24 protein-coding genes, 2 tRNA genes and 1 pseudogene are annotated in these 24,937 nt (G+C 57.1%); 11 read left to right on the forward strand and 16 right to left on the reverse strand.

Annotated elements, in window-relative coordinates; genetic code table 11:
* Nucleotides 1-34: 34 nt before the first annotated feature.
* Nucleotides 35-2,221, reverse strand: coding sequence for a TRAP transporter permease (locus tag CLH62_RS16875; RefSeq protein ID WP_099619344.1), 2,187 nt, complete (start codon nt 2,219-2,221; stop codon nt 35-37).
* Nucleotides 2,222-2,306: 85 nt separating this feature from the next.
* Nucleotides 2,307-3,284, reverse strand: coding sequence for a TAXI family TRAP transporter solute-binding subunit (locus CLH62_RS16880; protein WP_099619345.1), 978 nt, complete (start codon nt 3,282-3,284; stop codon nt 2,307-2,309).
* Nucleotides 3,285-3,615: 331 nt separating this feature from the next.
* Between CLH62_RS16880 and CLH62_RS16885 the strand changes: the two genes are divergently transcribed.
* On the forward strand, nt 3,616-5,277 hold the full coding sequence (locus tag CLH62_RS16885; protein WP_170005820.1) for a sensor domain-containing diguanylate cyclase: 1,662 nt from the start codon (nt 3,616-3,618) through the stop codon (nt 5,275-5,277).
* Nucleotides 5,278-5,291: 14 nt separating this feature from the next.
* Here the strand turns inward: CLH62_RS16885 and CLH62_RS16890 are convergent, their stop codons facing one another.
* Genes CLH62_RS16890 through CLH62_RS16915 form a run of 6 tightly spaced genes read right to left on the reverse strand, consistent with a single transcriptional unit; the run spans nt 5,292 to nt 9,902 of the window.
* Nucleotides 5,292-5,717 (reverse strand): secondary thiamine-phosphate synthase enzyme YjbQ, encoded by a 426-nt coding sequence (locus tag CLH62_RS16890; RefSeq protein ID WP_099619347.1) that lies wholly within the window; start codon nt 5,715-5,717, stop codon nt 5,292-5,294.
* Nucleotides 5,718-5,731: 14 nt separating this feature from the next.
* Complete coding sequence (locus tag CLH62_RS16895; RefSeq protein WP_099619348.1) at nt 5,732-6,796, reverse strand: succinylglutamate desuccinylase/aspartoacylase family protein; 1,065 nt, start codon at nt 6,794-6,796, stop codon at nt 5,732-5,734.
* A gap of 3 nt (nt 6,797-6,799) precedes the next feature.
* Entirely contained in the window at nt 6,800-7,705 is a 906-nt protein-coding gene (gene rimK / locus CLH62_RS16900; RefSeq protein WP_099619349.1) for a 30S ribosomal protein S6--L-glutamate ligase, read from the reverse strand.
* A 3-nt stretch (nt 7,706-7,708) separates the two neighbouring features.
* Nucleotides 7,709-8,200 (reverse strand): ATP-dependent zinc protease family protein, encoded by a 492-nt coding sequence (locus CLH62_RS16905; protein ID WP_099619350.1) that lies wholly within the window; start codon nt 8,198-8,200, stop codon nt 7,709-7,711.
* Nucleotides 8,181-9,041, reverse strand: coding sequence for a mechanosensitive ion channel family protein (locus CLH62_RS16910; RefSeq protein ID WP_099619513.1), 861 nt, complete (start codon nt 9,039-9,041; stop codon nt 8,181-8,183). Before CLH62_RS16910 ends, CLH62_RS16905 begins: the two co-directional genes overlap by 20 nt.
* 51 nt (nt 9,042-9,092) lie before the next feature.
* Nucleotides 9,093-9,902: a hypothetical protein gene (locus tag CLH62_RS16915; RefSeq protein ID WP_099619514.1), complete on the reverse strand. Its 810-nt coding sequence runs from the start codon at nt 9,900-9,902 to the stop codon at nt 9,093-9,095.
* Between the two features lie 190 nt (nt 9,903-10,092).
* Here CLH62_RS16915 and phrB point away from each other — a divergent pair, with 190 nt between their 5' ends.
* On the forward strand, nt 10,093-11,496 hold the full coding sequence (phrB, locus tag CLH62_RS16920) for a deoxyribodipyrimidine photo-lyase (protein ID WP_099619351.1): 1,404 nt from the start codon (nt 10,093-10,095) through the stop codon (nt 11,494-11,496).
* Nucleotides 11,497-11,761: 265 nt separating this feature from the next.
* Here phrB and CLH62_RS16925 read toward each other — a convergent pair whose 3' ends face one another.
* Genes CLH62_RS16925 through hemA form a run of 4 tightly spaced genes read right to left on the reverse strand, consistent with a single transcriptional unit; the run spans nt 11,762 to nt 15,758 of the window.
* Entirely contained in the window at nt 11,762-12,508 is a 747-nt protein-coding gene (locus CLH62_RS16925; RefSeq protein ID WP_099619352.1) for a molybdopterin-synthase adenylyltransferase MoeB, read from the reverse strand.
* Nucleotides 12,498-13,394, reverse strand: coding sequence for a peptide chain release factor N(5)-glutamine methyltransferase (gene prmC / locus CLH62_RS16930; RefSeq protein ID WP_099619353.1), 897 nt, complete (start codon nt 13,392-13,394; stop codon nt 12,498-12,500). The genes CLH62_RS16925 and prmC overlap by 11 nt, the downstream gene beginning before the upstream one ends.
* Nucleotides 13,384-14,472 carry a peptide chain release factor 1 gene (prfA, locus tag CLH62_RS16935; RefSeq protein ID WP_099619354.1) on the reverse strand — a complete coding sequence of 363 codons (1,089 nt, stop codon included), beginning with the start codon at nt 14,470-14,472 and terminating at the stop codon, nt 13,384-13,386. The genes prmC and prfA overlap by 11 nt, the downstream gene beginning before the upstream one ends.
* Nucleotides 14,469-15,758, reverse strand: coding sequence for a glutamyl-tRNA reductase (gene hemA, locus CLH62_RS16940; protein WP_099619355.1), 1,290 nt, complete (start codon nt 15,756-15,758; stop codon nt 14,469-14,471). The genes prfA and hemA overlap by 4 nt, the downstream gene beginning before the upstream one ends.
* 246 nt (nt 15,759-16,004) lie before the next feature.
* On the opposite strand from hemA, the gene CLH62_RS16945 reads away from it, so the two are divergent.
* The 9 genes from CLH62_RS16945 to CLH62_RS16985 all read left to right on the forward strand — a co-directional run bounded on the left by CLH62_RS16945 (nt 16,005) and on the right by CLH62_RS16985 (nt 23,064).
* Nucleotides 16,005-17,750 carry a tetratricopeptide repeat protein gene (locus CLH62_RS16945; RefSeq protein ID WP_099619356.1) on the forward strand — a complete coding sequence of 582 codons (1,746 nt, stop codon included), beginning with the start codon at nt 16,005-16,007 and terminating at the stop codon, nt 17,748-17,750.
* Nucleotides 17,750-18,382: a lipoprotein insertase outer membrane protein LolB gene (gene lolB, locus CLH62_RS16950; RefSeq protein WP_099619357.1), complete on the forward strand. Its 633-nt coding sequence runs from the start codon at nt 17,750-17,752 to the stop codon at nt 18,380-18,382. The genes CLH62_RS16945 and lolB overlap by 1 nt, the downstream gene beginning before the upstream one ends.
* Nucleotides 18,379-19,242 (forward strand): 4-(cytidine 5'-diphospho)-2-C-methyl-D-erythritol kinase, encoded by an 864-nt coding sequence (gene ispE, locus CLH62_RS16955; RefSeq protein WP_099619358.1) that lies wholly within the window; start codon nt 18,379-18,381, stop codon nt 19,240-19,242. The genes lolB and ispE overlap by 4 nt, the downstream gene beginning before the upstream one ends.
* Nucleotides 19,243-19,261: 19 nt before the next feature.
* A tRNA-Gln gene (locus tag CLH62_RS16960) sits at nt 19,262-19,336 on the forward strand.
* Between the two features lie 52 nt (nt 19,337-19,388).
* A complete protein-coding gene (locus tag CLH62_RS16965) occupies nt 19,389-20,339 on the forward strand; it encodes a ribose-phosphate diphosphokinase (protein ID WP_099619515.1) in 951 nt (316 codons plus the stop codon).
* Between the two features lie 166 nt (nt 20,340-20,505).
* Complete coding sequence (locus CLH62_RS16970) at nt 20,506-21,150, forward strand: 50S ribosomal protein L25/general stress protein Ctc (RefSeq protein ID WP_099619359.1); 645 nt, start codon at nt 20,506-20,508, stop codon at nt 21,148-21,150.
* A 30-nt stretch (nt 21,151-21,180) separates the two neighbouring features.
* On the forward strand, nt 21,181-21,768 hold the full coding sequence (gene pth / locus CLH62_RS16975; RefSeq protein ID WP_099619360.1) for an aminoacyl-tRNA hydrolase: 588 nt from the start codon (nt 21,181-21,183) through the stop codon (nt 21,766-21,768).
* Nucleotides 21,769-21,804: 36 nt separating this feature from the next.
* Entirely contained in the window at nt 21,805-22,896 is a 1,092-nt protein-coding gene (gene ychF / locus CLH62_RS16980) for a redox-regulated ATPase YchF (protein ID WP_099619361.1), read from the forward strand.
* Nucleotides 22,897-22,987: 91 nt separating this feature from the next.
* Nucleotides 22,988-23,064 (forward strand) — tRNA-Met (locus CLH62_RS16985).
* Nucleotides 23,065-23,123: 59 nt separating this feature from the next.
* Here the strand turns inward: CLH62_RS16985 and CLH62_RS16990 are convergent.
* The 4 genes and pseudogenes from CLH62_RS16990 to CLH62_RS17000 all read right to left on the reverse strand — a co-directional run bounded on the left by CLH62_RS16990 (nt 23,124) and on the right by CLH62_RS17000 (nt 24,854).
* Nucleotides 23,124-23,855, reverse strand: coding sequence for a substrate-binding periplasmic protein (locus CLH62_RS16990; protein WP_099619362.1), 732 nt, complete (start codon nt 23,853-23,855; stop codon nt 23,124-23,126).
* 167 nt (nt 23,856-24,022) lie between these two features.
* A pseudogene (locus tag CLH62_RS21465) lies at nt 24,023-24,283 on the reverse strand (tyrosine-type recombinase/integrase); the annotation flags it as partial.
* A complete protein-coding gene (locus CLH62_RS21470) occupies nt 24,205-24,636 on the reverse strand; it encodes a hypothetical protein (RefSeq protein WP_170005811.1) in 432 nt (143 codons plus the stop codon). The gene CLH62_RS21470 and the pseudogene CLH62_RS21465, both read right to left, overlap by 79 nt.
* A gap of 2 nt (nt 24,637-24,638) precedes the next feature.
* Complete coding sequence (locus CLH62_RS17000; RefSeq protein ID WP_198412815.1) at nt 24,639-24,854, reverse strand: hypothetical protein; 216 nt, start codon at nt 24,852-24,854, stop codon at nt 24,639-24,641.
* Nucleotides 24,855-24,937 lie beyond the last annotated feature (83 nt).

Raw genomic sequence — 24,937 nt, forward strand, 5'->3', positions numbered from 1 at the left:
CAACCTCTCATGACCGAGGTTGTCCTGCTCACGATCAGGCAGCTGCCGCCGCCACACGCAGCCTGCGTTGACGCTGGACCAGAAACGAGACCACTGCCAGGGTTACGCCCGCCAGATCCGTCCAGAGCCCCCCTTCGATCATCAGCAACGCCGAGACAATCAGCATGATACGAACCGGCCAGCCGGCGTTGACCTTACCGAACCAGCCCAGCACACCGCCAGACAGCAGATAAACACCAAAGGTCGCAGTGACCAGGGCGCGGGCGATAACGAACCAGTCCCCATCCATCAACAGCGCACTGTTATAGAAGAACATGAAGGGTACGATGAACGCCGCAATACCAATCCGGAACGAGGCCACCGAGGTTTCCATGGCATTGGCCCCGGAAATACCAGCTGCCGCGTAAGACGCCAGGGCAACGGGCGGCGTAATAGCGGATACTACCGCGAAGTAGAACACGAAGAAGTGCGCCGTAAGTGGCTCAATCCCCAACTTCACCAGGCCTGGCGCCACCACCGACGCGGCTACAGCGTAAGCCGCCGTCGTAGGCATGCCCATACCTAACAGGATGGATATGAACATGGCGAAAACCAGCGCCAGCAGCTGGCTGGTCTGGGCCACATCCAGCAACAGCACCGAGAATCGCGCCCCGACACCAGTCAGTGAGATCACGCCGACAATAACACCGGCCGCCGCACACACCACGATAATCTGGATCGCCATCATTGATGCAATATCCAGCGCCCTCAGAATTGAGCGGAAACCCATCTTGTTGGGTGTTAACCAGCTCACTACCGCAGCAGACACTGTAGCCAGCGTACCTGCACGAATTACCGAATACCCCTGGAACAGGGCGTAAATCAGTATGATGATGGGAATGAACAGGTAAACCTGCTTGATCAGCTTGCGAAGCTTCGGCAGCTCATCCTCGCGCATGCCGCGCATGCCCAGTTTCGCGGCCTCGAAATCCACCATGAAATAGACTGATGCGAAGTACAGTACCGAGGGAATGATCGCCGCAATGGCAATCTCGGTATAGGGAATACCGGTAATCTCCGCCATGATGAAGGCGCCCGCACCCATGATCGGTGGCATGATCTGCCCACCGGTAGATGCCGCAGCCTCGACCGCGCCGGCGGATTTCTTGGAGTAGCCCACTTTCTTCATCAGCGGGATAGTCAGCGAGCCGGTGGAAACCACATTACCGGCACTGGTGCCATTGATCATACCCATCAGACCCGAGGCAAAGATGGCTACCTTGGCGGGGCCGCCCCGGGAGCGACCGGCTGCTGCGAAGGCGAAGTTTACGAAGTAATCACCGACCTTCGACGCCTGAAGGAAGGCGGCAAAAACAATAAACAGAATGATGTAGGTTGAGGACACCGCTGTGGTGGGCCCCAGAATACCAGCATCGGTATACACCTGGCTGAAGAACCGCTGCACAGACAAGCCCGGAAAACCCAGGAAGCCAGGCAGATAGGGACCGACAAAAACATAAACCAGGAAAACCAGACCAATCACCACCAGCGCCAGGCCCGCGACCCGGCGGGTCAACTCCATGATCAGGGCGGTGCCGGCAACGGCGGCAAAGGAAATACCCACGGGCGCAAACGAGGTGCCCGTGCTCATACGCATGTTGGTGTTGTATGCCACCAGAAAATAAGCCGCAACGGCGATCGAAGACACAATCAGCACCAGATCGGGCACGCTGAACCGCGAGCGTTCACGCTGATGGAACCAGCTCAGAACAATACCCAAAGCGGTAGCCGCCAGCAGAGGCCAACCAAAATGCCATGTTTCCAGCTCGGGCGGAATCCGCATGGCGCCGCCGGCTACCAACTGGTTAAAGACAAACGTCTGATAAAGCGCATAGAGAGCCGGCAACAGCGCGACGCCGCCAAACCAAGTGGTCCACTTATGTCGTGCACCACCCTCTTCAGGGGACACAAACCGGGCACCTGCGTACAGTATGAAGCCCAGCACCAGCGCGCCCGCCACATGAACAATGCGGTAACTCCAGGTTTCCATCGGGGCAATGTTCAGGGAGTAAAGATGGAATGATGAGTAGCCGATCGTCAGCAAGGTAACGAATTTCAGCAGCCAGCCATCAAACATTCGGCGATTGGCCTCAACCGGCTCCTCGTCGACATCGTGGGCAAGAATATGATCGTCATCCGACAGCGTCGGGGTCGGATCCTTGGGAGAGTGTTCGGTGGTCATGATAAGCCCTGCCTACAGGAAAACTGGGCCGGCATTAAGCCGGCCTCCGACTGGGGCCCAGCGGGCCCCAGACACACAAGGATTGTTACTTGATCTGGCTTTCAGGAATCTCGTAACCGTTTTCGTTGAACCAACGAGCTGCACCCGGATGCCAAGGCAGAACAGTGTTCTTGGTGTAGTTTTTCGGAACAGACGTTGTGGCTGCCTTGTGGATCGACACCATCTTGTCGTTGTTCTCCATGGTCAGCTTGGTGATTTCATACACCATGCTTTCCGGAACGTCGCAGTTGGCGATGGAAAAGTTCCACATGGATACCACACGGGAGTCGTTTTCCAGGGACTGGTAAGTGCTCGCCGGGATGATGAACTCGGAGACCGGGAAGTTATCAGTGATCTTCTTGGCTTCCGCATCGGTCATGCCGATGATGTTTACATCCGTCTGAACTTCCAGCTGACTAACAGCCGGGATAGGAATACCCGCAGCAAAAGCCACCACATCAATCAGTCCATCCTGCAACTGGGTGCCCAGGTCAGACCAGCTACCGTTACGACGCTCGAAATCCACGCCCAGGGTTTCCATCATGCGCGGGAAATAGGTGTCAGACGTGGAACCTGCGGGGCCAAAGCCGATGGTAGCACCGTCGGGAATGTCAGAAATTGAGGTAATGCCAGAATCAGACAGTGCTGTAACCGAGAACGGAGTCTCATACATCGGGAAGATGGCACACACGTTGTCCATATTCACACCCGGCGCTATTGGGCTGTTGCCTTCCATGGATTCCCGGGCCGGGCCCATGGTAGTCAGACCAAACTGCAGGTTGCCGGTGTGCACCAGAGCCATGTTCTGCATCGGGCCACCGGTGATCTCGGCGCCGCCGGATACTCCCAGGTTCTCGGCTACAAAGTTGGCCCAGCCAGAACCATAGGCGAAGTAGGTCCCGCCCTGACTTGCTGTACCCACGGTAAAGTTGTCCGGCCAGCCCTCACGATCCTGAGCGGCAACCGGATTGGCTGCAACCAGAGTAGAAGCGAACGCTGCCGCCATAACCATTTGGGTTTTCATAAAGGGTGCTCCCCGTTTCATTATGTTTGTTAGGTGTTTCACGAAGCGCTACAGGCTTCGATGACGTGAATAGAGGCAAGGAGCAGACCAAATTCGAAAACTGCTTGAAAAACAGAGTTCTTTTGAGTGAACCTGGACTACAGCGCTTGAAAATGGGTGAGATATCACCCAAACAAATCTGGCAATGGGTGACAATCGCCCCAAACTGTCAAATGTTGTGCGACGTCTTCCATTGCCGGAATTAACTGTTCAAACTCTGAGCAGGTCAATCTCACCACTCATATTGCGCCCAGCCCACTCTGGAACAGCCGCCCACATCAAGGCCGAAGCCATGTCGATTTCCGCAAAAACCACTGCATTGATTGTGCTGATGGGTATTTTGCTTTCATTATCGGCCTTTTTTATCCAACGCAGCGTTGTCTATCCCGCCTTTCATGAAATCGAGGTGGATTACGCCAGGAACAACATTGACCGGGTGGTCCGGCGACTGGATACCCAGCGACAAACCATTGATTTCACGGTGTACGACTGGTCGGCATGGAATGATACCTACTCGTTCATACAAAGCGGCGATCCGGAGTACATCGAGTCCAATCTGTATCCGGACACCTTCCTCAACTTCGGGTTCGATGTTGCGCTATTTCTTAACCTTGACGGGGAGGTGGTCTGGGGCAGTGTGTACGACTTCCCATCGGACGGCAGCATCGTCGACCTGACTGCAACCTACCTTGATGACATAGTGGCGGCTACGGCCAAATTCACTGGCCGAATTGATCCGGAAGAAGACATTGATGACCAGACAACGAGCGGTGTTGTCCAGGTGGACGGCATCCCGGTTCTATTCGCCATGCGGCCAATTGTGCAGAGCGACGGCTCTGGTCCCCACAAGGGTTATGTGGTGTTTGGCCAGTTTCTGGATGACGAGCTGATAACCACCCTTTCAGATCAGATTGTCCAGGGTTTCAGCATTGAGCCAGTCTCGGAAAACACCGCCCCCGCTGCCCCCGACAACTACTCGCTGAAAATCATTGACCAGAGCACACTGTCCGCCTCGAAGATCTACAGTATCGACGGCATACCAACCCTGAGGGCAACAGCCATTCTGCCCCGCAACATCACCGAACTTGGCAGAGACATTACCTATTACGGTATCGCCCTGCTAATTCTGTTGTGCATTGCCCTCGCAGCGGCACTACTGGCACTGTTCCGCTGGATTGTCGTAAAGCCGATCATGAGCCTTAAGGCCGATATATCGAGTATATCCAGTGCCATGGATTATTCCCTCCGGGCCAGTATCAGGAACAACGACGAAATCGGGGCCCTGTCACGGGAATTCAACTCCATGCTGCAGATGATTGAATATAACAACACGGAATTGCTGCGGCTGAATGCCGAGTTGACCTCGAAGCATCAAACGGTGCTTGCAGTCCAGAGTGACCTTCAGGCAGCCAACGCTGAACTGAAGCGTCTGTCAGAGCACGACCCTCTCACCGGCCTCTCAAACCGCCTGGCCCTCGAGAAGAAATTGGAGCAGGCCTGGGGAATACTCTGCCGAACCGGCGACCCTCTCACCGTCATGCTCGTCGATATCGACTTATTCAAACTGTACAACGACCGCTATGGGCATCAGGCGGGCGACCAATCCCTGAAGCAGGTTGCGGACATCCTGGCGAGCGCCATGCAGCGGAAATCGGACATGGCCGCACGATACGGTGGTGAGGAATTCCTTTTGGTGCTCCCGGGCACAAACGCCGAAGACGCCCTGGGTATCGCCGCGTCTATAAGGGAGCAAGTCATTGCCGCAAATATTGAGCACGACTGCAGCCCTATCGAGCCCTTCCTGACTATCAGCATCGGAATTTCATCGGTGGTGCCCCATGGTGACCTTACGACGGGGGATCTTGTCAGGGCGGCAGACAGGGCCCTTTACGCAGTCAAGGGGAGTGGCAGAAACAATTTCAGGTACGAGCCGGTTGGGACAACTGGCCATTAACAGTGTCCATCGGCTCACCACCGCCCCTGCAGCGTCGCCACGATCCTGCGAGCCCCAGGGCGATCTCGGTGCTCACAGAGGTAAATACCTTGCCAGGTACCCAGAGCGAGATGGCCATGGTTTACCGGCAGGGTCAGGGACGGGCCGATCAGGATGCTCTTGATATGTGCGGGCATATCGTCCGGGCCTTCCATCACGTGTTCATAATGCGGCGCATTCTCCGGCACCATCACGTTGAAGTGGCGCTCCAGATCGCCCCGCACATCCGGATCGGCATTCTCATTAACCGCGAGAGACGCAGAGGTATGCTGAATGAACAGATGCAGCAACCCGACTTCACAATTGGTAAGTTGTGGCGCCTGGGCGAGGATTTCGTTGGTGACCAGGTGAAAACCTCTTGGTAGCGGCGCCAGTTCAATAAAGGTCTGATCCCAGATCATAGCTCACCTCATGATTATCTCTGCCGGTCATCCCAGGGATGAACTGGAACAACATCGTCACCCACGTCTCCCTCGTAGCTACTGCGAAAATAATCCATGGCCTTTTCCGCCTCATTGAGTTCATCGAACCGGGCAATGTGGTAAATGGCCTCGCCCTCGTTGACCAGAGGCAGGTTATTCACGCAAATCACAATGCCGGAACACGGGGAAAGTATGGCCGCTTCCGCCTCACCGAACGGGTCCGCCACCATCGCCAACTTCTGGCCCTTGCGAACCTTTTGCCCGAGACTTGCCACCGGGCGCATGATGCCGTCTGTATCAGTTCGCACCCATTGTGAGTTGGCTGCGGTTTCCGAGCGTTTTCTGGGTGCTATCGGGCCCTTCTTGGCGGGAATCATTTCCAGTTCCCGCATCACCCGGATCACACCCTTCACGCCACTTGAAATCACCACATCGTCGAACCGCAGGGCTTCGCCCCCCTCGAAGGTAACTACCGGAATATCCTGGGAATCAGCATAGGCACGGAGGCTACCCTCCCGCAAACCGGCGTTGATGATGATCGGTGCACCAAAGGCCTCCGCCATGCGGATGGTCTCCGGGTTTTTCAGCTCCGCCCGGATCTGCGGCAGGTTGAACCGATGGATGGCACCGGTATGGAGGTCAATGATGTGGGTAACATTTTCCATAATCTGCGTTCGCAGCAAGTACGCAATACGTCCGCCCAGGGAACCGCGCTCACTACCGGGAAAGCACCGATTCAGGTCGCGCCTGTCCGGCAGATAACGGGTACGCTGCACAAATCCGAGGATATTGACGATGGGCACCGCCACCAGGGTGCCCCGAAGATGCCGCAGGGCCGAATTGGTCAGCACACGGCGGACGATTTCCACGCCGTTGATTTCATCTCCGTGAATGGCACCACACACCATCAGAACGGGGCCGTCCCGGCGACCATGAATTACTTCAACAGGAACATTCAGAGGCGTGTGGGTGTATAGCTTGGCGACCGGAATCTCTACTGTTACCCGGGTGCCGGCCTTGATCTGGGTACCGGCAATTTCAAAAGGCGCACGGGCCATGCTCTAGCCTCTCCCCTTGGTTCTGGTTTTCCAGGGCTGCTGGTTCTTTTCTATCCAGGTGAGAATCATTCCGGCCACGTTCTTACCAGTCGCGTTTTCAATTCCCTCGAGACCCGGCGAAGAGTTTACTTCCATCACCAGTGGCCCGCGGCTGGAACGCAAGAGGTCAACGCCCGCCACATTCAGGCCCATGGCCTTGGCTGCGGTAATCGCAGTACGGCGCTCTTCCGGCGTAATCCGAATCAGCGAGGCAGTGCCGCCACGGTGAAGGTTCGATCGGAACTCGCCCTCGGCGCCCTGCCGCTTCATGGCCGCAATCACCTTGTCGCCAATCACGAAGCAGCGAATATCTGCACCGCCAGCTTCCTTGATAAATTCCTGCACGAGAATGTCGGCTTTCAGGCCCATAAAGGCCTCAATCACACTCTCCGCTGCCTTTCGGGTTTCCGCCAGCACGACGCCAATGCCCTGGGTACCCTGCAGCAACTTGATCACCACCGGCGCACCGCCAACCATCTCCAGCAGTTCGGGAACATTGTCCGGCTTGTTGGCGAAGCCAGTGACTGGCATGCCGACGCCTTTTCGTGCCAGCAGTTGCAGCGAGCGCAATTTATCCCGGGAACGGGTGATGGCAACGGATTCATTGACCGGAAACACGCCCATCATCTCGAATTGGCGCAATACCGCTGTCCCGTAGAAGGTTACCGATGCCCCAATCCGGGGGACCACCACATCAAAATTCTCGAGTACTTCTTCGTGGTAATGGATCTGCGGCTTGGCTGAGGTGATATTCATCGAGCAGTGAAGGCAGTCAATAACCTTCACTTCGTGGCCACGGTTGATACCTTCCTCAACCAGACGACGGGTCGAGTAGAGGTGACGGTTTCGCGACAATACTGCAATTTTCATTTTTCAGTCCTTTGGGGCCGGTTCACCGGCAAGATAGGAAGCTTCGGGATAGATCACTGAGCGCCCGGCCATGGCAGTCCGGCCAAGCAGCATCCGGAATCGCATGGAATCGCGGTTCGTCAATGTCATTTCAATGGGCCAGCTCTGGCCACCGACAACCAGTGTGGTTTCGATCACCAGGCGCATTTCCTTGTGCCCTCCCGAATCGGATACGTTTCGCTCATCCAGGACTTTGGCATCGCACTCCACAACCTGGTGCAGATCGTTCTGTATTGGATGCACCCAGAACCGCACTCGCCGCTCGCCGTTTTCAGTGTATGGCTCAGTTCGAAATGTATGAAGGCAGGAAGTTCGGGCACCGGTATCAATCTTCGCCTTGATACGGCCAATATCCAGATCCGGCAACGCCACCCATTCACGCCAGCCGAGACTGATCTTGTTCTCGGCAGGTATAGGAGCAACGGTTTTGATGACTTCAGCTGTCTTTGTCGACATCCAGGAGATCCTTTTCAGTGATTTGTTCCGGCCCCAACAGCTGAACACGGAAGGGCTCCGAATGGCTACCTGCATAAACGCTGGTATGGGGGAACGGAATTTCAATGCCTTCACGATCCAGGGCTTTCTTGACCGCGACCATCATGCCACTTCGACCCTCAAGCACCTTGTCCCTGGGAACCCAGAAGGAAAACTGCAGATCCACGGAAGACGGACCAAACGATGTCACCAGGGTAAATGGCTTGGGCTCTTCCAGGCAGCATGGATCTTTCTCTGCCAGCGCCAGGAGCAATGCCTCTACTCGCTCTACGTCTTCAGCGTAGGCAATTCCCACCGTCAGGTCGAGCCGACGGATCGGGAACCGGGAACGATTAACCACCCGGGTCTTGATCAGGGTTTCGTTGGGAATACGTACATACAGGTTGTCCGGGGTGCGCAACTTCACGCTGAGCATATCGATACCAATCACTTCACCCAGGGTGGCATCCACTTCAATAAAGTCACCAATTTCAAAGGGCTTCTCAACCAGGAGAAACAGACCGCTGATCATGTTGGAGGCAGAGGTCTGTGACGCAAAACCGATAGCCACGGTGAGTATACCAGCGGCGCCCAGCACCACATCCAGAGAAAAACCGGCTTCCCGAAGCGCCGCGATACTGAACACGACGACAATGACGTAAAACACCAGCCGCCGCACCATCACGGTATGATGGCGGGAGGACCGCTGCGCCATGAATCCGGAAACACTCCGGGCCGCCATCGACCCGAGAAACAGCCCGAGCACCAGCAAAAAGGCGGAACTCAGCCACTGCCCCCAGGCAATGTCGGTAAACACCTTCATAACGCCTGATTCAATTGCCTCTAGCAAAGTATCAACTCCGTCAGTTCCGTATTAACCAAACATCCGGTCAAAAGCCCGCACCAGTCGACCACGGGCCAATTTTTCCCGGGCATCTGCCACGGGCCGACAGGTTCCAGCGGCCGCCAACACTGACTCGTCGACATGCAGGCTGGCGGAATTCATGTCAGTCTCCACCTCCACCGTTACTCCGGGCGTCCAAAGCTGCCCGCGCTCGTTCTGATACAGCGAAAGCAACGGAGCGGGCAAGCTGAAGCGTTCCAGCAATAAAGGCTCGGAACGCCCGTTAATCAGGGTAACCGGCGTCACCCCCCGCCAGGGCCGCTTGGGTACAGCCTCAAGCACCAGCCGCGCGAAGCTGGCTGAGGAATAGCATAGCTCCCCTTCCATGGTATTCCGGCCGACCCAGGTCAGCGAGGGAAGCGCAAGCGGGACTTCCGTTAGCACGGTTTGCTGCTCACCCACACAGATCTTCATCCATAGGGGCGTTCCCACGTAAATCGTGCAGCGCCCGCCCGCGGGAATCGTCAGAGGCTGGTAAGGACGGATCACGATGGGAAGGTTGGCGACTGCCGGTATAAACGTTACGGTCGACGCCTCGTTCTCCCGGACGAACCGTTGCAGGGGAACCGTAGCTGCCGGCAGGGTGTGGCCAATGGTTTCCGTCCAACTGGCCGGATCGGTATCCAGATCAAGTGTTTCCGAGCGGATCTGCCATTCCAGATCCAGCAAAGTAACCCATAAACGAATGTGGCCCAACTGATGATACTGGGTCTGCCCGGAAGCCAGAGCGTACGGCTGGGCCCAGACGCCGTCCCGACGGCCTTCTGTGTTCATCTCTATTCCCGGCACAACACTCCCTGAAACGCTGCGGCCTGAGGTGTAGACAAAGGTTCAGGCAAAATTGTAGACAAAGGCGCATTAACTATAATCCAATCAGCCACCCCGGGCGAATATCCAAATCAGTGATTTTATTGAAACACCGGGATGTAATTACCCCTACGCCAACTCATCGAACGACTATGGATGACGGATGACGCAACTGGTCTGGTTCCGAAACGATCTCCGGGTTGCCGACAACCCGGCCCTCACGGCTGCCTGCGACGGCTCCGAACAAGTGCGAGCCTGCTTTATTGTCACCCCGGGCCAGTGGCAGGAGCACGACTGCTCACCGGCACGCGTGCAATTTGTGATCGCCCATGCCAATGCCCTCTCTGAGGAACTGGCCAGCCTGGGTATACCGCTTTCTTTCATCCAGGCCGAATGCTTCGAAGACAGTATCCGTAAACTGGAAAGCCACTGCGCTGAACACGGCATTAAAACGGTGCGTTTCAACGAAGAGTACGGCGTAAACGAGCGTAAGCGGGACAAGGACATCAAGCACCGCTTTGATCACCTGGGCATCCGAGTGTGCAAATACCGTGACCAGACCGTTGCACCGGTAGGCGAGATCCTTACCCAGCAAAATGAGCCTTATTCGGTATTCACCCCCTTCTCACGACGCTGGCGCAGCTGGATCGACGAAACCCACCCCGGTGTTTTCCCGTCTCCCAAAGCCCGGGGCAATCCGGTGGCCCCGGAAAAAATCGGCACCGTCCCGGAAGCGTTCCAGAACGCACCGAAACCATTGGTGCCAACCGGCGAGGGCGCCGCCCACGACCAACTCGAACGTTTTCTGCAGGAACGCGGTGGTGACTACAAAGCCGAACGTGATTTCCCCGCCATTGACGGCACCAGCCAGCTCTCCCCTTACCTGGCCAACGGCATACTGTCCGGCCGCCAATGCCTGCTGGCCGCAAAACAGGCCCAGGGAATGGCCCGCAACCAGGAAGGCCTGGCCACCTGGATCAACGAAATCGCCTGGCGGGATTTCTACATCAACATCCTGTACCACTACCCCCGGGTCAGTATGCATCGAGCCTTCAAGCCGGAAACCGAAGCCCTGGCGTGGAACGAAGCCGGCGACAAATTCGACGCCTGGAAAACCGGCAACACCGGCGTCCCCATCGTCGACGCCGCCATGCGCCAGCTCAACGAAACCGGCTGGATGCACAACCGCCTGCGCATGATCACCGCCATGTACCTCACCAAAAACCTGTTCATCGACTGGCGCCTGGGCGAGGCCTACTTCATGTCTAGACTGGTGGATGGCTTCTTGGCATCCAACAACGGCGGCTGGCAATGGAGCGCCTCAACCGGCACCGACGCCGCACCCTACTTCCGCGTGTTCAACCCGGTCACCCAAAGCGAACGCTTCGACCCCAATGGCGAATTCATCCGCCAATGGGTCCCGGAACTGGCCAAGCTGGACAATAAACGGATTCACGATCCCGGCGCAAAAGCTGGTGTTATTCCGAAGGAGTATCCGAGGCAGATCGTTGATCTGAAAGAAAGCAGGAAAGAGGCTATCGCAAAATTTCAGGCGCTGAAGAACTGAGATACACAACGAGGCGGGCTAAATCAAAGCTCTGACGCAGTGCCGGGGACGGCCTTCCCAAAACGGTGCGGAGCCATGGATGGCGGAGCCCAAGCGTCACAGGGGTGAGGCCGAGCGTTTATGAAGCGAAGCTTCATGCGACAGCCGAACGACTGCAATCTGCGATTGCAGGCTGGACCGCGGAGGGGTGCCGCAAGGAGCGTGTTTTGGGAAGGCCGTCCCCGGCGCTGCAGCCCGAAAGCTCGCAAGCCCGCCGGCACAGAAGTCAGACAGAACAAACCGGACAGGAAGGATCGCGAGCCAGCTTCATCTCCCGCCACTGCATCTCCCAGGCATCCAGAATCAACAACCGCCCAACCAAAGGTGTCCCCACGCCAGAAATCACCTTGATAACCTCCATCGCCTGGGCCGCCCCGATCATCCCCACCAACGGCGCAATCACCCCCGCCTCTGAACAGGTCAGATCCTCATTGCCCTGCTCCGGGTACAGACAGTGGTAACAGGGGCTTTCTTCCAAGCGGCTGTCGTACACCGAAACCTGTCCCTCGCCACGAATCGCAGCACCGGACACCAGGGGCACTTTTGCCGATACGCAGGCCCGGTTCAGGGCGAACCGGGTGTTGAAGTTATCCGTGCAATCGACCACCAGGGTCGCCTCTTCAACTTTCCGCGCCAGGGCTTCACCCTCAAGTCGCTGGTTCAGGGCAGCCACGGACACCAGCGGATTGATCCGCCGAATCCGGTCGGCGAGGCTTTCCGCCTTCGATTCACCCAGTTGCCCTGTTTCAAAACCAATCTGACGCTGGAGGTTGGCAAGTTCGATGTTATCGTCATCCACCAATGTGAGATGCCCAACACCGGCTGCGCCAAGGTAGAGCGCCACCGGGCAGCCCAGGCCGCCTGCGCCGATCACCAGAACCCGGGCGGATTTCAGCTTTTCCTGGCCGGCAATATCGAACCGCGACATCAGGATTTGCCGGCTGTAGCGCAATAATTCCTCGTCACTGAGCATCCGCATCTCCCCTGTTGAAATCCCGACCGTTCACCGCAGTTGAGCGGCACCATTGTCCGAGAGTCATCCGGTCACGACGGCCATAGTCCTGCAGGTTCTGCACCTTGGCAAACCCCCGTTCCCGGAACAGCCCAGCCACCGCCTCAGCCTGGTCAAAACCATGCTCCACCAACAACCAGCCACCTTCAATCAGCCAGTCCGGCGACTGTGTCACAATCAACCGGAGATCCTCCAGACCATCGCTGCCAGAGACCAGGGCCGAGGCCGGCTCGAAGCGCACATCGCCTTCGCCCAGATGGCGGTCGTTGTCCGGTATATAGGGCGGATTGGAAACAATCAGGTCAAAACGGGCGGGTTCCAGCCGCGAGAACCAGGAACTTTTAACCACTGAAACCGGTAAGCCCAGCACTCGGGCATTTTCCCGTGCCAGCTCGACCGCCTCCTCCACGTCATCGCATGCCGTTATCCGCCAGCCGGAATGTTCACTGGCCAAAGCCAGGGCAATGGCGCCGGTACCGGTACCAAGATCCAGAACTCTGGCCTGTTCCGGCAACGGCAAACCAAGGGCGGCCTCCACCAGGCACTCGGTATCCGGCCGGGGGATCAGGGTGGAAGCACTCACTTTCAGCGGCAGCGACCAGAACTCCTGATGCCCGAGCAGGTAAGCCACTGGCTTGCCGGTAACGCGCTCAGCCACCAGCGCCTCGAACGCCCCGACCTGCGATTCGGTGACTTCGCGTTCCGGCCAGGCCCGGAAGCTGGTCCGGCCAAGCCCTGTGACGTGACTTAGCAGCAGCTCGGCATCCAGCCTTGGCGAATCACTGTCAATGCGACCAGCAGCCTGTTTCAAAAGTGTTTCACAGGTCAGTGAGGGTTTACTTGTCATCGGCGAGGGAGGCGAGCAGTTCCGCCTGGTGCTCCTGCTGCAACGGCACAACCACCGCATCCAGATCACCGGCAATCACTTCGTCGAGCTTGTAGAGTGTCAGATTAATCCGGTGGTCTGTCACCCGGCCCTGAGGGAAGTTGTAGGTGCGGATGCGCTCGGAACGATCGCCGCTGCCAACAAGGCTTTTGCGGGTTTCCGCCATAGTCTTCTGCTGACGTTCAGTTTCCGCATTCTGCAACCGGGACGCCAGAAGGCTCATGGCCTTGGCCCGGTTCTTGTGCTGCGAACGCTCTTCCTGACACTCCACCACCATACCGGTAGGCAGGTGAGTTAGCCGGATAGCTGAGTCGGTCTTGTTCACGTGCTGACCACCTGCGCCTGATGAGCGGAAAGTGTCCACTCGCAGATCCGCCTTGTTGATCTCAATGGCCTCAGCTTCATCGACCTCCGGCATGACGGCCACCGTACAGGCCGAGGTATGAATACGGCCCTGGGATTCGGTTTCCGGCACCCGCTGCACCCGGTGCGCGCCAGATTCAAACTTGAGGGCGCCATAGACGCCATCGCCGGCGACCCGGGCAATCAGTTCCTTGTACCCGCCGTGTTCGCCCTCACTCTCGTTCAACACTTCAACCTGCCAGCGGCGACGCTCGGCGTATCGCAGATACATTTTGAACAGATCGCCGGCAAAAATGGCCGCTTCGTCTCCGCCGGTGCCAGCGCGGATCTCCAGGAACACGTTCTTGCCGTCGTTGGGGTCTTTCGGCAACATCAGGCGCTGGAGCTCTTCATCCAGCTCCTCGTTTTTCTGCTGCGCGAGTTTCAGCTCTTCCTCGGCCATCTCCCGCATGTCGGCATCGCCATCTTTTGCCAGCTCTCTGGCAGCCTCGATATCATCGAGCGACTCCCGCCAGGCCTGGAAGCAATGAACAACAGGCTCAATCTCGGCGAACTCCCGGGAAAGGTCCCGGAATTTATCCTGCTGCGAGATGGTGGAAGAATCACTGAGCAACGCGCTGACTTCCTCGAAGCGCTCTGTGAGCTGTTCGAGGCGGGATTGGATCGATGGCTTCATAGTTTTTCCGGGGTAGTCGTCGCGTCCGCGTCCAGTGCATCCAGCTGGTGCAACTCACGCAGCCACTCTGTCACCTCGGTCCGACCTTCTGTCGTGGCCTTGCGAACCTGAACAGAAGGTTCGTGCAGGAGTTTGTTGGTAAGACCCCGTGCCATGCTGCGCAGTACGGTCTCAGGGTCTGTTCCGTTACGCAGGGCACGCAGGGCTTTTTCGGTCTCGGCATCGCGCAGTATTTCAGCGCGCTGGCGGAACTGCTTCAGAGTAGAGACCGCATCGAGCGCTCTCAGCTGGTTCAGAAAATCCTGAACCCCTGCAGCCACCAGATTCTCCGCTTCCCGGGCAGCGCCCTCACGGGAACGGATGTTTTCCTCGATGACCTGGCGCAAGTCATCGACGGTATACAAATAGACATCTGCCAGTGAGGCCACCTCCGGTTCGATATCCCGGGGCACCGCAATATCCACCATGAAGTAAGGGCGGTGCTTGCGCTTTTTCAGGGCACGCTCAACAGCGCCCTTGCCAAGGATCGGCAGTGGGCTCGCGGTGGAGGAAATAATAATGTCAACATCAGCCAGATGTTCCGGAATCTCGGAGAGGACGATGCCCTTGCCACCACGGGATTCGGCCAGCGCCTGCGCCCGCTCCAGGGTACGGTTGGCCACCAGGAAATCCTTGACCCCGGCATCCGCGAGGTGCCGGGCCACCAGCTCAATGGTTTTGCCGGCGCCAATCAGCAACGCCTTGTTGTGGGACATGTCAGCAAAAATATGGTGAGCCATGCTCACGGCTGCATAGGCGACGGAAACCGGATTCTCACCAATGGCGGTCTGGGTGCGCACGCGCTTCGCAACAGAAAAGGTGTGCTCAAACAATCGGGAAAGGAAGGGGCCACTGGCACCATTCTCCCGCGCCAGAGAGTAGGCATCCTTGAGCTGCCCGAGAATCTGCGGCTCGCCCAGCACCATGGAATCAAGGCCGGCTGCCACTCGCATCATGTGCCGGACCGCTTCGCCGTCCCGATGCACATACAGCACTTCTTCGAGCTCGCCGGCGTCCAGATCATGAAACCCGGCCAGCCAGCGAAGCACCATGGGGGCACAGTCGTCATCACCCGCCAGGTAAAGTTCGGTGCGATTGCAGGTAGAAAGGATGGCCGCCTCGCTGGCACCGGAGGTCGCCCGGAGCTCCGCAAACGCCTCCGCCATGCGCTCGGGCGTAAACGCCACCCGCTCCCGCAATTCAACGGGGGCCGTGCGATGATTGATTCCCAGCGTTACCAGTGCCATTTCGTGGTTGTACAACCTTTTGCCGATGAGCGGTGCGGATACGCGCAATTACCGGCCATTTTAACGGCCAGAGGCCTGACCTGCCACCCAAAACCGCAACAGCTTCGGCAAGTGCGGACAGGTTGGGCAAGATCAGGCGCTTATGCCATTATAGGGACTCGGCCGAGGCCGGCACCCGATCTACCTCAAAAAATGGGTAGAGAGTGGTTATTTCTGATGCGTTTTCGACTGATCATGGGAAGTTGCATGCACAAATCCGTACCGTTCCTGGTTACCTGCCTGCTTGGCCTGACACTGACAGGCTGTGCCAGCTTCACCGGCACCGAGGAAATGCCCGCCCCGAAAGAAACAGCAGTTGCCGACAAAAAAACCGATGCACCGCCGCCGCTGGAATACGCGGATTTCGAGCCGGAAACGCTCTACCTGCTTCTGTCCGCCGAAATTGCAGCCCAGCGCGGCCGTTATGACATTACCCTGGTGAACTACCTCAAGGCCGCCAAACAGTCCCGGGACTCAGGCGTAATTCAACGCGCCATGCGAATTGCCCAGTCCCTGAACGGCGACAACGCCCAGAAGCAGCTGGCCGACCTGTGGCTGGAGGTTGACCCGGACAACCTGCAGGCGCACCGGGTTTCCGCGATTCAGGCAGTGAAGAGCAATGACCTCCAGACCGCTATGTTCCACATGGAGCAGATCATGGAGCAAGGGGGCGATGCCGATTTCGACAGCCTCGCGGCGATGGCCTCCAATCTGCCCCCGGAACAACAGCACGAACTACTCTCGTTATATGAAGAAATGTCCCTACGCCACCCCAACACCCCTGAGCTTGATTACAGCATCGCGTTATTGCTCAAGATCACGGGGCAACCGGAACAGGCACTGGACCGGCTGAAGCCGCTGCAGGAAGAGAACCCCAACTTCCAGCCGGCGATCATCCTCAGAGCTGATCTGCTTTACCAGACCGGCGAGAAAGGCAGCGCCCTGGACTACCTCCTGGCAAATACCCGGCGATTTCCCGGCAACCGGCAGATGGGCACGCTTTACGGCCGGATGCTGATTAATGAAGGCGAACTGCAGGCTGCCCAAGACGAATTCAGTCGCCTGGTGCAGCAACACCCGGACATCCCGGGCCTCCGACTTTCCCACGCCCTGGTCGCCATGGAAAACGGGCAGACAACCCTGGCGAAGGAAGAACTGACACGGCTCGCAGAACAGGGCCACCACGCCAGCGAAGCCAACTTCTATCTGGGCCGCATTGAAGACCAGTCTGGCAATACCGAACAGGCCATTGGCTTCTATCAGAGCGTTGAACAGGGCAACTACTACTTCCCTGCGCTCGCCCGCGCCAGCTCACTGCTTGCCGAAAATGGTCAGCTGGACGACGCCGTTGACAGAATCCGGAGACTCAGGGATGCCAACCCCAGACAGGCAGAAAATTTCTGGTTACTGGAGGTAAATCTGCTCCTCGACGAAGGACAGCAACAAGAGGCCCTGAGCACAGCAACGGAAGCTCTGGAGGAACACCCGGACAGCCTTCAGATCCGCTACGCCCGGGCCATGCTTTACGACACACTTGATCGGCCGGCTGATGCGGAGGCCGACCTGAAACAGATCGTCGAGCGAGACCCTGAAAACGCCGTTGCCCTGAACGCCCTCGGCTACATTCTGACCACCCGTACCGATCGACTGAGGGAGGCCCGCGGTTACATCGAGCAGGCACTGGCACTGGATCCGGAGAATCCGGCCATTCTCGACAGCATGGGCTGGGTCCTGTTCCTTGAGGGACAGATCGAGCCTGCGCTCGAGTACCTGTCCCGCGCCTGGGCCGCCTACCCGGATCCGGAAGTCGCCGCCCATTACGGTGAGGCCCTGTGGATGAGCGGGGCCGAGGACCAGGCCAGAATCATCTGGCAGAAAGGCCTAGATCAGGACCCCGGTCACGAAGTACTCAATGAAACCATCGACCGGCTGACAAATGCTGGTGAGCAGTAATGAAACTTGCCCGAATCCTGGCGGCACTCCTCATGCTCGCTACCCTCGGCGCCTGTACCACCATTCAGATCGAACCTCTGCCGGAGGGCATGACAGACCAGCCACCGGCGAACTGGGCCGCCCGATCAGCCAGTCTCGGGCAATTGGATCACTGGAAGCTCACCGGTAAGCTGGCGGTCCGCCAGCCATCGGACAGCGGCACTGCCATCATCAATCACTGGATTCAGGACGGCGAGTCCTACGACCTGGCCCTTTCTTCCTCCTTTTTGGGCATGGGCAGCACCAGACTCAAAGGCGTTCCCGGCTTCATTGAGCTGACACTCCCCAATGGCGAGACCTACCGCTCTGGCGAACCGGAGTCCCTGGTGCAAGCAGCCACGGGCTGGCGGCTGCCCCTGGAGAACCTGACCTGGTGGATCCGCGGCCTACCCTCACCCGGCAGTGATTACCGCCTGCTGTTTGATGAACAAGGCAGCCTCGCGATTATCCGTCAAGACGGCTGGGAGATCCGCTACGACCGCTGGCAGGACTTTCTTGCCAGCTACCCGGAACTGCCCGCCCGAATCACTGCCCTGAAAGAAGACAAACGGGTGAGGCTGGTAGTCTCCGACTGGCAGGAGGAGACACCGTGAGCCTCGGCATCACCCTGCCCTCGCCCGCCAAACTGAACCTGTTTCTGCACATTGTCGGGCGCCGGCCAGACGGCTACCACGAGCTACAGACCCTCTTCCAGTTTCTCGATTACGGCGACGAACTCACCTTCACCCTTACCCCTGAACAGCCCGGCGTAAGGCTTGTGGAGTCCGTCCCGGACGTGCCCGATGACGACAACCTGATCACTCGGGCCGCCAAAGCGCTCATGGAACACAACGGCGAAGAACTACCCGGCGTAACCATCGCCATTACCAAACGACTGCCGATGGGCGGCGGCCTCGGGGGCGGCAGTTCCAACGCGGCCACCACACTTCTCGGGCTCAACTATCTGTGGAACCTGGACCTCAGCATCGATCAACTGGCAAACATTGGCCTGGACCTGGGCGCCGACGTACCGGTGTTTGTTCGTGGCCACGCCGCATTTGGTGAGGGCGTTGGTGAAAAGCTGACCAACGCGAATCCACCGGAAGACTGGTTCGTGGTTATCAAGCCTGCGTGTAACATAAACACTGGCAAGATTTTTTCCGAGCAAGGGTTGACAAGGAACACCCCGAGAATCAAAATAGCGCCCGCTTTTGAGGGAGACGCCTCGAGGTACCGAAACGACTGTGAGGGTGTAGTTCGCGAACTGTATCCTGAGGTTAATCAGAGCCTGGAATGGCTTTCAAAATTCGGACCTGCAAGATTAACCGGAACCGGGGCTTGCATATTTGGACGTTTCCCGACAGAATCCGCAGCCCGGATTATCTGGGAAAGCAAACCCTCCGGCGTCACGGGGTTCGTAGCTAAAGGGGTGAACGTTTCACCTCTTCACACAAAGCTAACAGAGCTGAAATGATGCCAAAAAAGCACGATACTGGGGTGTCGCCAAGTGGTAAGGCAACGGGTTTTGATCCCGTCATGCGCAGGTTCGAATCCTGCCACCCCAGCCACCTTTCTCCCGCTTCTCCTGAATCAACCGCCGATACTGAGAAGGATGCCGTCGTGTCCAAACTGATGATTTTTGCTGGCAACGCGAACCCTGAGCTTGCCAAGGCCATCGCCCAGAAACTCCATATTCCAATGGGTCAGGCTACTGTAGGCCGTTTCAGCGACGGCGAAACCACCGTCGAGATCAATGAGAACGTCCGCGGTCATGATGTGTTCATCATCCAGCCGACCTGCTACCCCACAAACGATAACCTGATGGAACTGATCGTGATGGCCGACGCACTTCGCCGTGCTTCCGCAACACGTGTCACCGCCGTTATCCCATATTACGGATACGCCCGTCAGGATCGCCGTGTACGCTCCACCCGGGTCGCCATCAGCGCCAAGGTCGTTGCTGACATGATCTCAAGCATCGGCGTGGACCGCGTGTTGACGCTGGACCTGCACGCTGACCAGATCCAGGGCTTCTTCGACATTCCTGTGGACAATATCTACGCCACACCGGTCATGCTCGAAGACATCGAGAAGCAGCGCTTCGAAAACTTTGTTGTGGTGTCTCCGGACGTTGGCGGTGTGGTTCGCGCCCGCGCCGTTGCCAAGAAACTGGACGATGCCGATCTGGCCATCATCGACAAACGTCGCCCGAAAGCCAATGTCTCTCAGGTTATGCATATTATCGGAGACGTTAAGGATAAAACCTGCATTCTGGTGGACGACATCATTGATACCGCCGGCACCCTTTGCAAGGCGGCAAAGGCGCTAAAAGAGCATGGTGCTGCCAAAGTCGTCGCCTACATCACCCACCCTGTTCTTTCTGGCCCTGCCATTGATAACATTAATGAGTCCGAGCTGGACGAACTTGTGGTGTGCGATACCATCCCGCTGGGTGACAAAGCGAAGAACTGTGATAGAATCCGCGTCCTCAGCATGGCTGGTCTGCTCGCGGAGTCCATCCGCCGCGTCAGCAACGAAGAGTCCATCAGCGCCATGTTCGAGAACGCCTGAGCCGGCACAGCGCCATAACGCTCTGGCAAAACAGGCAGTTACCGAGTCGGGAGCCTCATCAGGCTCCCGACTCTTTTAGTCAGCCGGAATAATCCGGCTTTTCAGAAACATCACCTGATCCAACGCCTGGTCGCGGGCAGTTCAGGTGACGATTGAGGTTACTACCATGTCTCAGGAATTTGTTATCGAAGCATTTCCTCGCGACGATCAGGGGAGAGGTGCGAGCCGCCGCCTGCGTCGTGAGGAACGAAAAATCCCGGCCATCGTCTATGGCGGTGATAAAGAAGCCGTCTCAATCTCTATCTGGCACAACGAGCTGAAAAAAGCTCTGGAAAATGAGGCCTTCTTCTCTCACGTTCTGACCATCGACCTGAACGGCAAGAAAGAAAGCGTCATCCTGAAAGATCTGCAGCGTCACCCGTACAAGCCGCTGCTGACTCACGCTGACTTCCTGCGCGTCGACAAGGATCACGAGATCCACGTTAACGTTCCGCTGCACTTCCTTAATGAAGAAAGCGCACCGGCCATCAAGCTTCAGGGCGGCGTAGCGAACCACCAGATCACCGAAGTAGAAGTGATCTGTCTGCCGCAGAACCTGCCCGAGTTCATCGAAGTGGACATGGCTACCGTGGAAATGGATCAGGTAGTTCACCTGAGCGACCTGAAACTGCCGAAAGACGTCAAGATCGCTGCTCTGCTTCAGGGCGAAGATCACGACCTGCCTGTTGTAGCTGTACACAAGCCGCGCGGCGCCAAGGTTGATGACGCCGAAGAAGGCGAAGAAGGCGAAGAAGGCGAAGACAAGGAGTAATTACTCCTGTACCGATGAGGGCAATGGCGAATGGCACAGGATATCCTCATGGTGGTGGGGCTGGGTAACCCAGGCCCCGACTATGCGAATACCCGCCATAACGCCGGCGCCCTGTTCGTCGAAGCTCTGGCCCGTTCTGCGGGCCAGACGCTCCGCCCCGAAAAGAAGTACCACGGGCTTTACGCCCGCATTCAGTGGCAGGGCCTCGACCTGCACCTCCTGAACCCCACCACCTTTATGAATCGCAGTGGCCTGGCCATCAAGGCGCTGGCGGACTTTTTCAAGATTGAACCCCAACAGATTCTGGTTGCCCACGACGAGCTTGATCTGCCACCAGGTACCGCAAAACTCAAGAAAGGCGGCGGCCACGGCGGACACAACGGCCTGCGGGACACCATCGCCCACCTGGGCACCAACGAGTTCCAGAGGCTGCGCATCGGCATCGGCCATCCCGGCGACAGCCGCAAGGTAACCGGCTATGTTCTCGGCCGCCTGAGCAAACAGGAAACCGAAGAACTGAACGCCGTGCTTGATGAAATCATACGGGTGCTACCCGATGCAGCCAGCGGCAAACTCTCCGCCGCCATGAATCGCTTGCACAGTTTCAAACCGGTATAATCCAGCCAAATTTTCCAGTACCAGCAGAGGCATTCCATGGGATTTAACTGCGGCATCGTCGGCCTTCCCAACGTCGGCAAATCCACCCTGTTCAACGCGCTCACCAAGTCCGGCATCGGTGCGGAAAACTTCCCTTTCTGCACCATCGAGCCAAACGCCGGTGTTGTCGCCATGCCAGACCCACGCCTGAACAAACTGGCCGAGATCGTAAAGCCCGAGCGCGTCGTGCCCACCACCATGGAATTCGTCGACATCGCCGGCCTCGTAGCGGGCGCCTCAAAAGGTGAAGGCCTGGGTAACCAGTTCCTGGCCAACATCCGCCAGACCGACGCCATCGCACACGTGGTACGCTGCTTTGAAGACGGCAACGTTATTCATGTGGCCAACAAGGTCGATCCCGCCTCCGACATTGAAGTAATCAACACCGAACTGGCGCTGGCCGATCTGGAAACGGTGGAAAAGGCCATTAAACGCGTACAGCGCGTAGCCAAGAGCGGTGACAAGGAAGCCAAAGCCCAGCTTGAGATGTTCGAGAAGCTTATGCCGGTGCTGAACGAAGGCCAACCGGTACGCAGCATGAACCTCGACAAGGACCAGATGGCCCTCATCCGTGAACTATGCCTGCTCACCGTCAAGCCCACCATGTACATCGCCAACGTCAACGAAGACGGCTTCGAGAACAACCCGCACCTGGATACCGTGCGCAAGATCGCCGAATCCGAGAACGCCGTCGTGGTGCCGATCTGCAACAAGCTGGAAGCAGAGATCTCCGAACTGGAAGACGACGAAAAAGCCATGTTCCTGGATGAGATGGGCATGGAAGAGCCGGGCCTCGACCGCGTGATTCGCGCCGGCTACAGCCTCCTCGGCCTGCAGACCTACTTTACCGCCGGGGTAAAGGAAGTACGCGCCTGGACCGTTAAAATCGGTGCGACAGCGCCCCAGGCAGCTGCTGTAATCCACACTGATTTCGAGCGCGGCTTTATCAGGGCAGAAGTGGTGAGCTACGACGATTTCGTGAAGTACAACGGCGAAGCCGGTGCCAAGGATGCCGGTAAATGGCGCCTGGAAGGCAAGGAGTACATCGTTAAAGACGGCGACGTAATCCACTTCCGCTTCAACGTGTAACTTTTAAGAAAAAATGGGCTTCAAGCCTTGACACACGGGGCCCAAATACTGAAAATACGCGCCTCGTTTGGGGCGATGCCCAAAGCGAAATGGCAAGGTAGCTCAGTTGGTTAGAGCACAGCACTCATAATGCTGGGGTCGGCGGTTCGACTCCGCCCCTTGCTACCAAGATTCAGAGGGTTACGACGCAAGTCGTGACCCTTTTTTTTTGGTTGACTACAAATTGTCTACATCGAGGACGGGGAGTGCGAGTCAACGTCGACAATCTCCGTATTAATAGCATCTTCTATTTTGCAGCGCTGGACCGCCAGCATCAGAGCGCGCTTAACTTCGGTGCCCCGCCATTTTTTCGAAATGTATAAGGAAACAGGAATGACGCCGACTTCCCAGGAGGAAAGTACTTCCTGCTCGCGTTCCAGAAAATGCTTCGCCATACCTGATGGCATTACAGCAACATCGATTCGCTGAAGCTTGAGCATATCCACTAACTGCGACCAATCTGATACTTCTTCGACTCTAACCGCAGACTCTGGAATAAACTGTTTGCCTACAAAACCCAAAACGATCCCATATCGTAGCCCGGGCGTTTCAGCAAAAGCCCCATCAAGCTGCAACGATCGCAAGCTTACGATCGAAAATCCAGCGTTGTACAAGGGGCCAGCGAAATCGGCTTTCTCGTCCCTTTGTGATGTTCTAGCTATTGGTAGCATGATATCGAGCCTGCCCAGATCAAGCTCAACCAGGCCACGCTTCAAAGAGACAGAGCTAGCTTCGATCTCTAACCCGGAGTGGTCGAATACGCAGTTATAAGGTTTAGATAAATCGCCAGTGAGCTGCCCTTCCTCAACGCCGATCCATCCGACAGTGTCATCAATGACACCAACAGACAGACGTTCTGAAGAGTGTGCGTAAGTCAAAGACCAAATAAGCAGCGCACAAGTTAAAATGACGAATCTCACCCTAAAGACCTCACAATACCGGCATTAACAAATTTTTCAGACTGATTATCCCGGCTTCCAAACAAGAACTGAAAGCATGCCACGCACGCACAAAGTGCAAGATATATCACATCTGCAATCACTAGGAAGAATTACTCAATCGATTACAAAGGATATTACGAATGCCTCTACAGTGTGTTTATGCGAACAACTGGCGAAAGCCGCACTGCCGATTCTAAGTGATCAGGCGAAAGATGTGCGTATTTCATGGTCATGGTGATGTTGCCATGTCCGAGAATACGCTGAAGCGTGAGTATGTCCCCGCCATTCATAATGTAGTGACTGGCAAAGGTGTGCCGGAGGATGTGCGTCAGCTGTTGTGGCGTCGAGAATCCACACCGTTTATAAGCCGCCCGGAATGCCGACCGGCAGGGACCGAATAAACGCCCTGGTAGTAGTTCAGGTAGGCATCGAGGTTGGCGCGGATCTTCAAGGCCCTGGGGTTGTCGATGAATCGGACGACGTCGCCACCAACCGGCGGTTGGTCGATCCGGGAAGACACGAAGCGCCAGCCGGCGGCACCGTTGGTGTGGTTGCCACCAACCGCCAACCACTGACGGCCTGACTTGCTGACCGCAACGGTTCCCGGTCTGACCATTCGAGCGGGGCCCAGGCGGTCAGAGGACGCGACAAACTCAGAGCCATTGAAAAAGTAGAAGGTGCAGGAAAGTGTGCGGTCTTTGTCGTGAGCGACACGGACGATGGTCTGGGCTTTTTGACCGACTCGGTTCAGGGGCTTCATGGTCATACCTCCTCTTCTTCCATCTGTTCCAGGAGACGGGGAATGTTGACCATGCGGTGACGACCGATCTTGTGGGTCGGGATGTAGGCGCGTTTGATCCAGCCCTCTACTACGCCCTGGTCTACTCGGACCCAGTCGGCGAACTCGCGCCAGTCCATCAGAACGGGCCAGTTCAGCTGTTTAATGCGTTCGGCTAGTTGTTCGTCTATCATAGTCATTGGTCAAAAACGTCCAAAAACGGCTAATTCCAGATTCACTTAAGCCATATCAGCTTAGCTTTTCTGTCTTAGCCATATTGGCT

It is taken from the genome of Marinobacter guineae (assembly GCF_002744735.1).
GTDB classification, from domain to species: domain Bacteria; phylum Pseudomonadota; class Gammaproteobacteria; order Pseudomonadales; family Oleiphilaceae; genus Marinobacter; species Marinobacter guineae.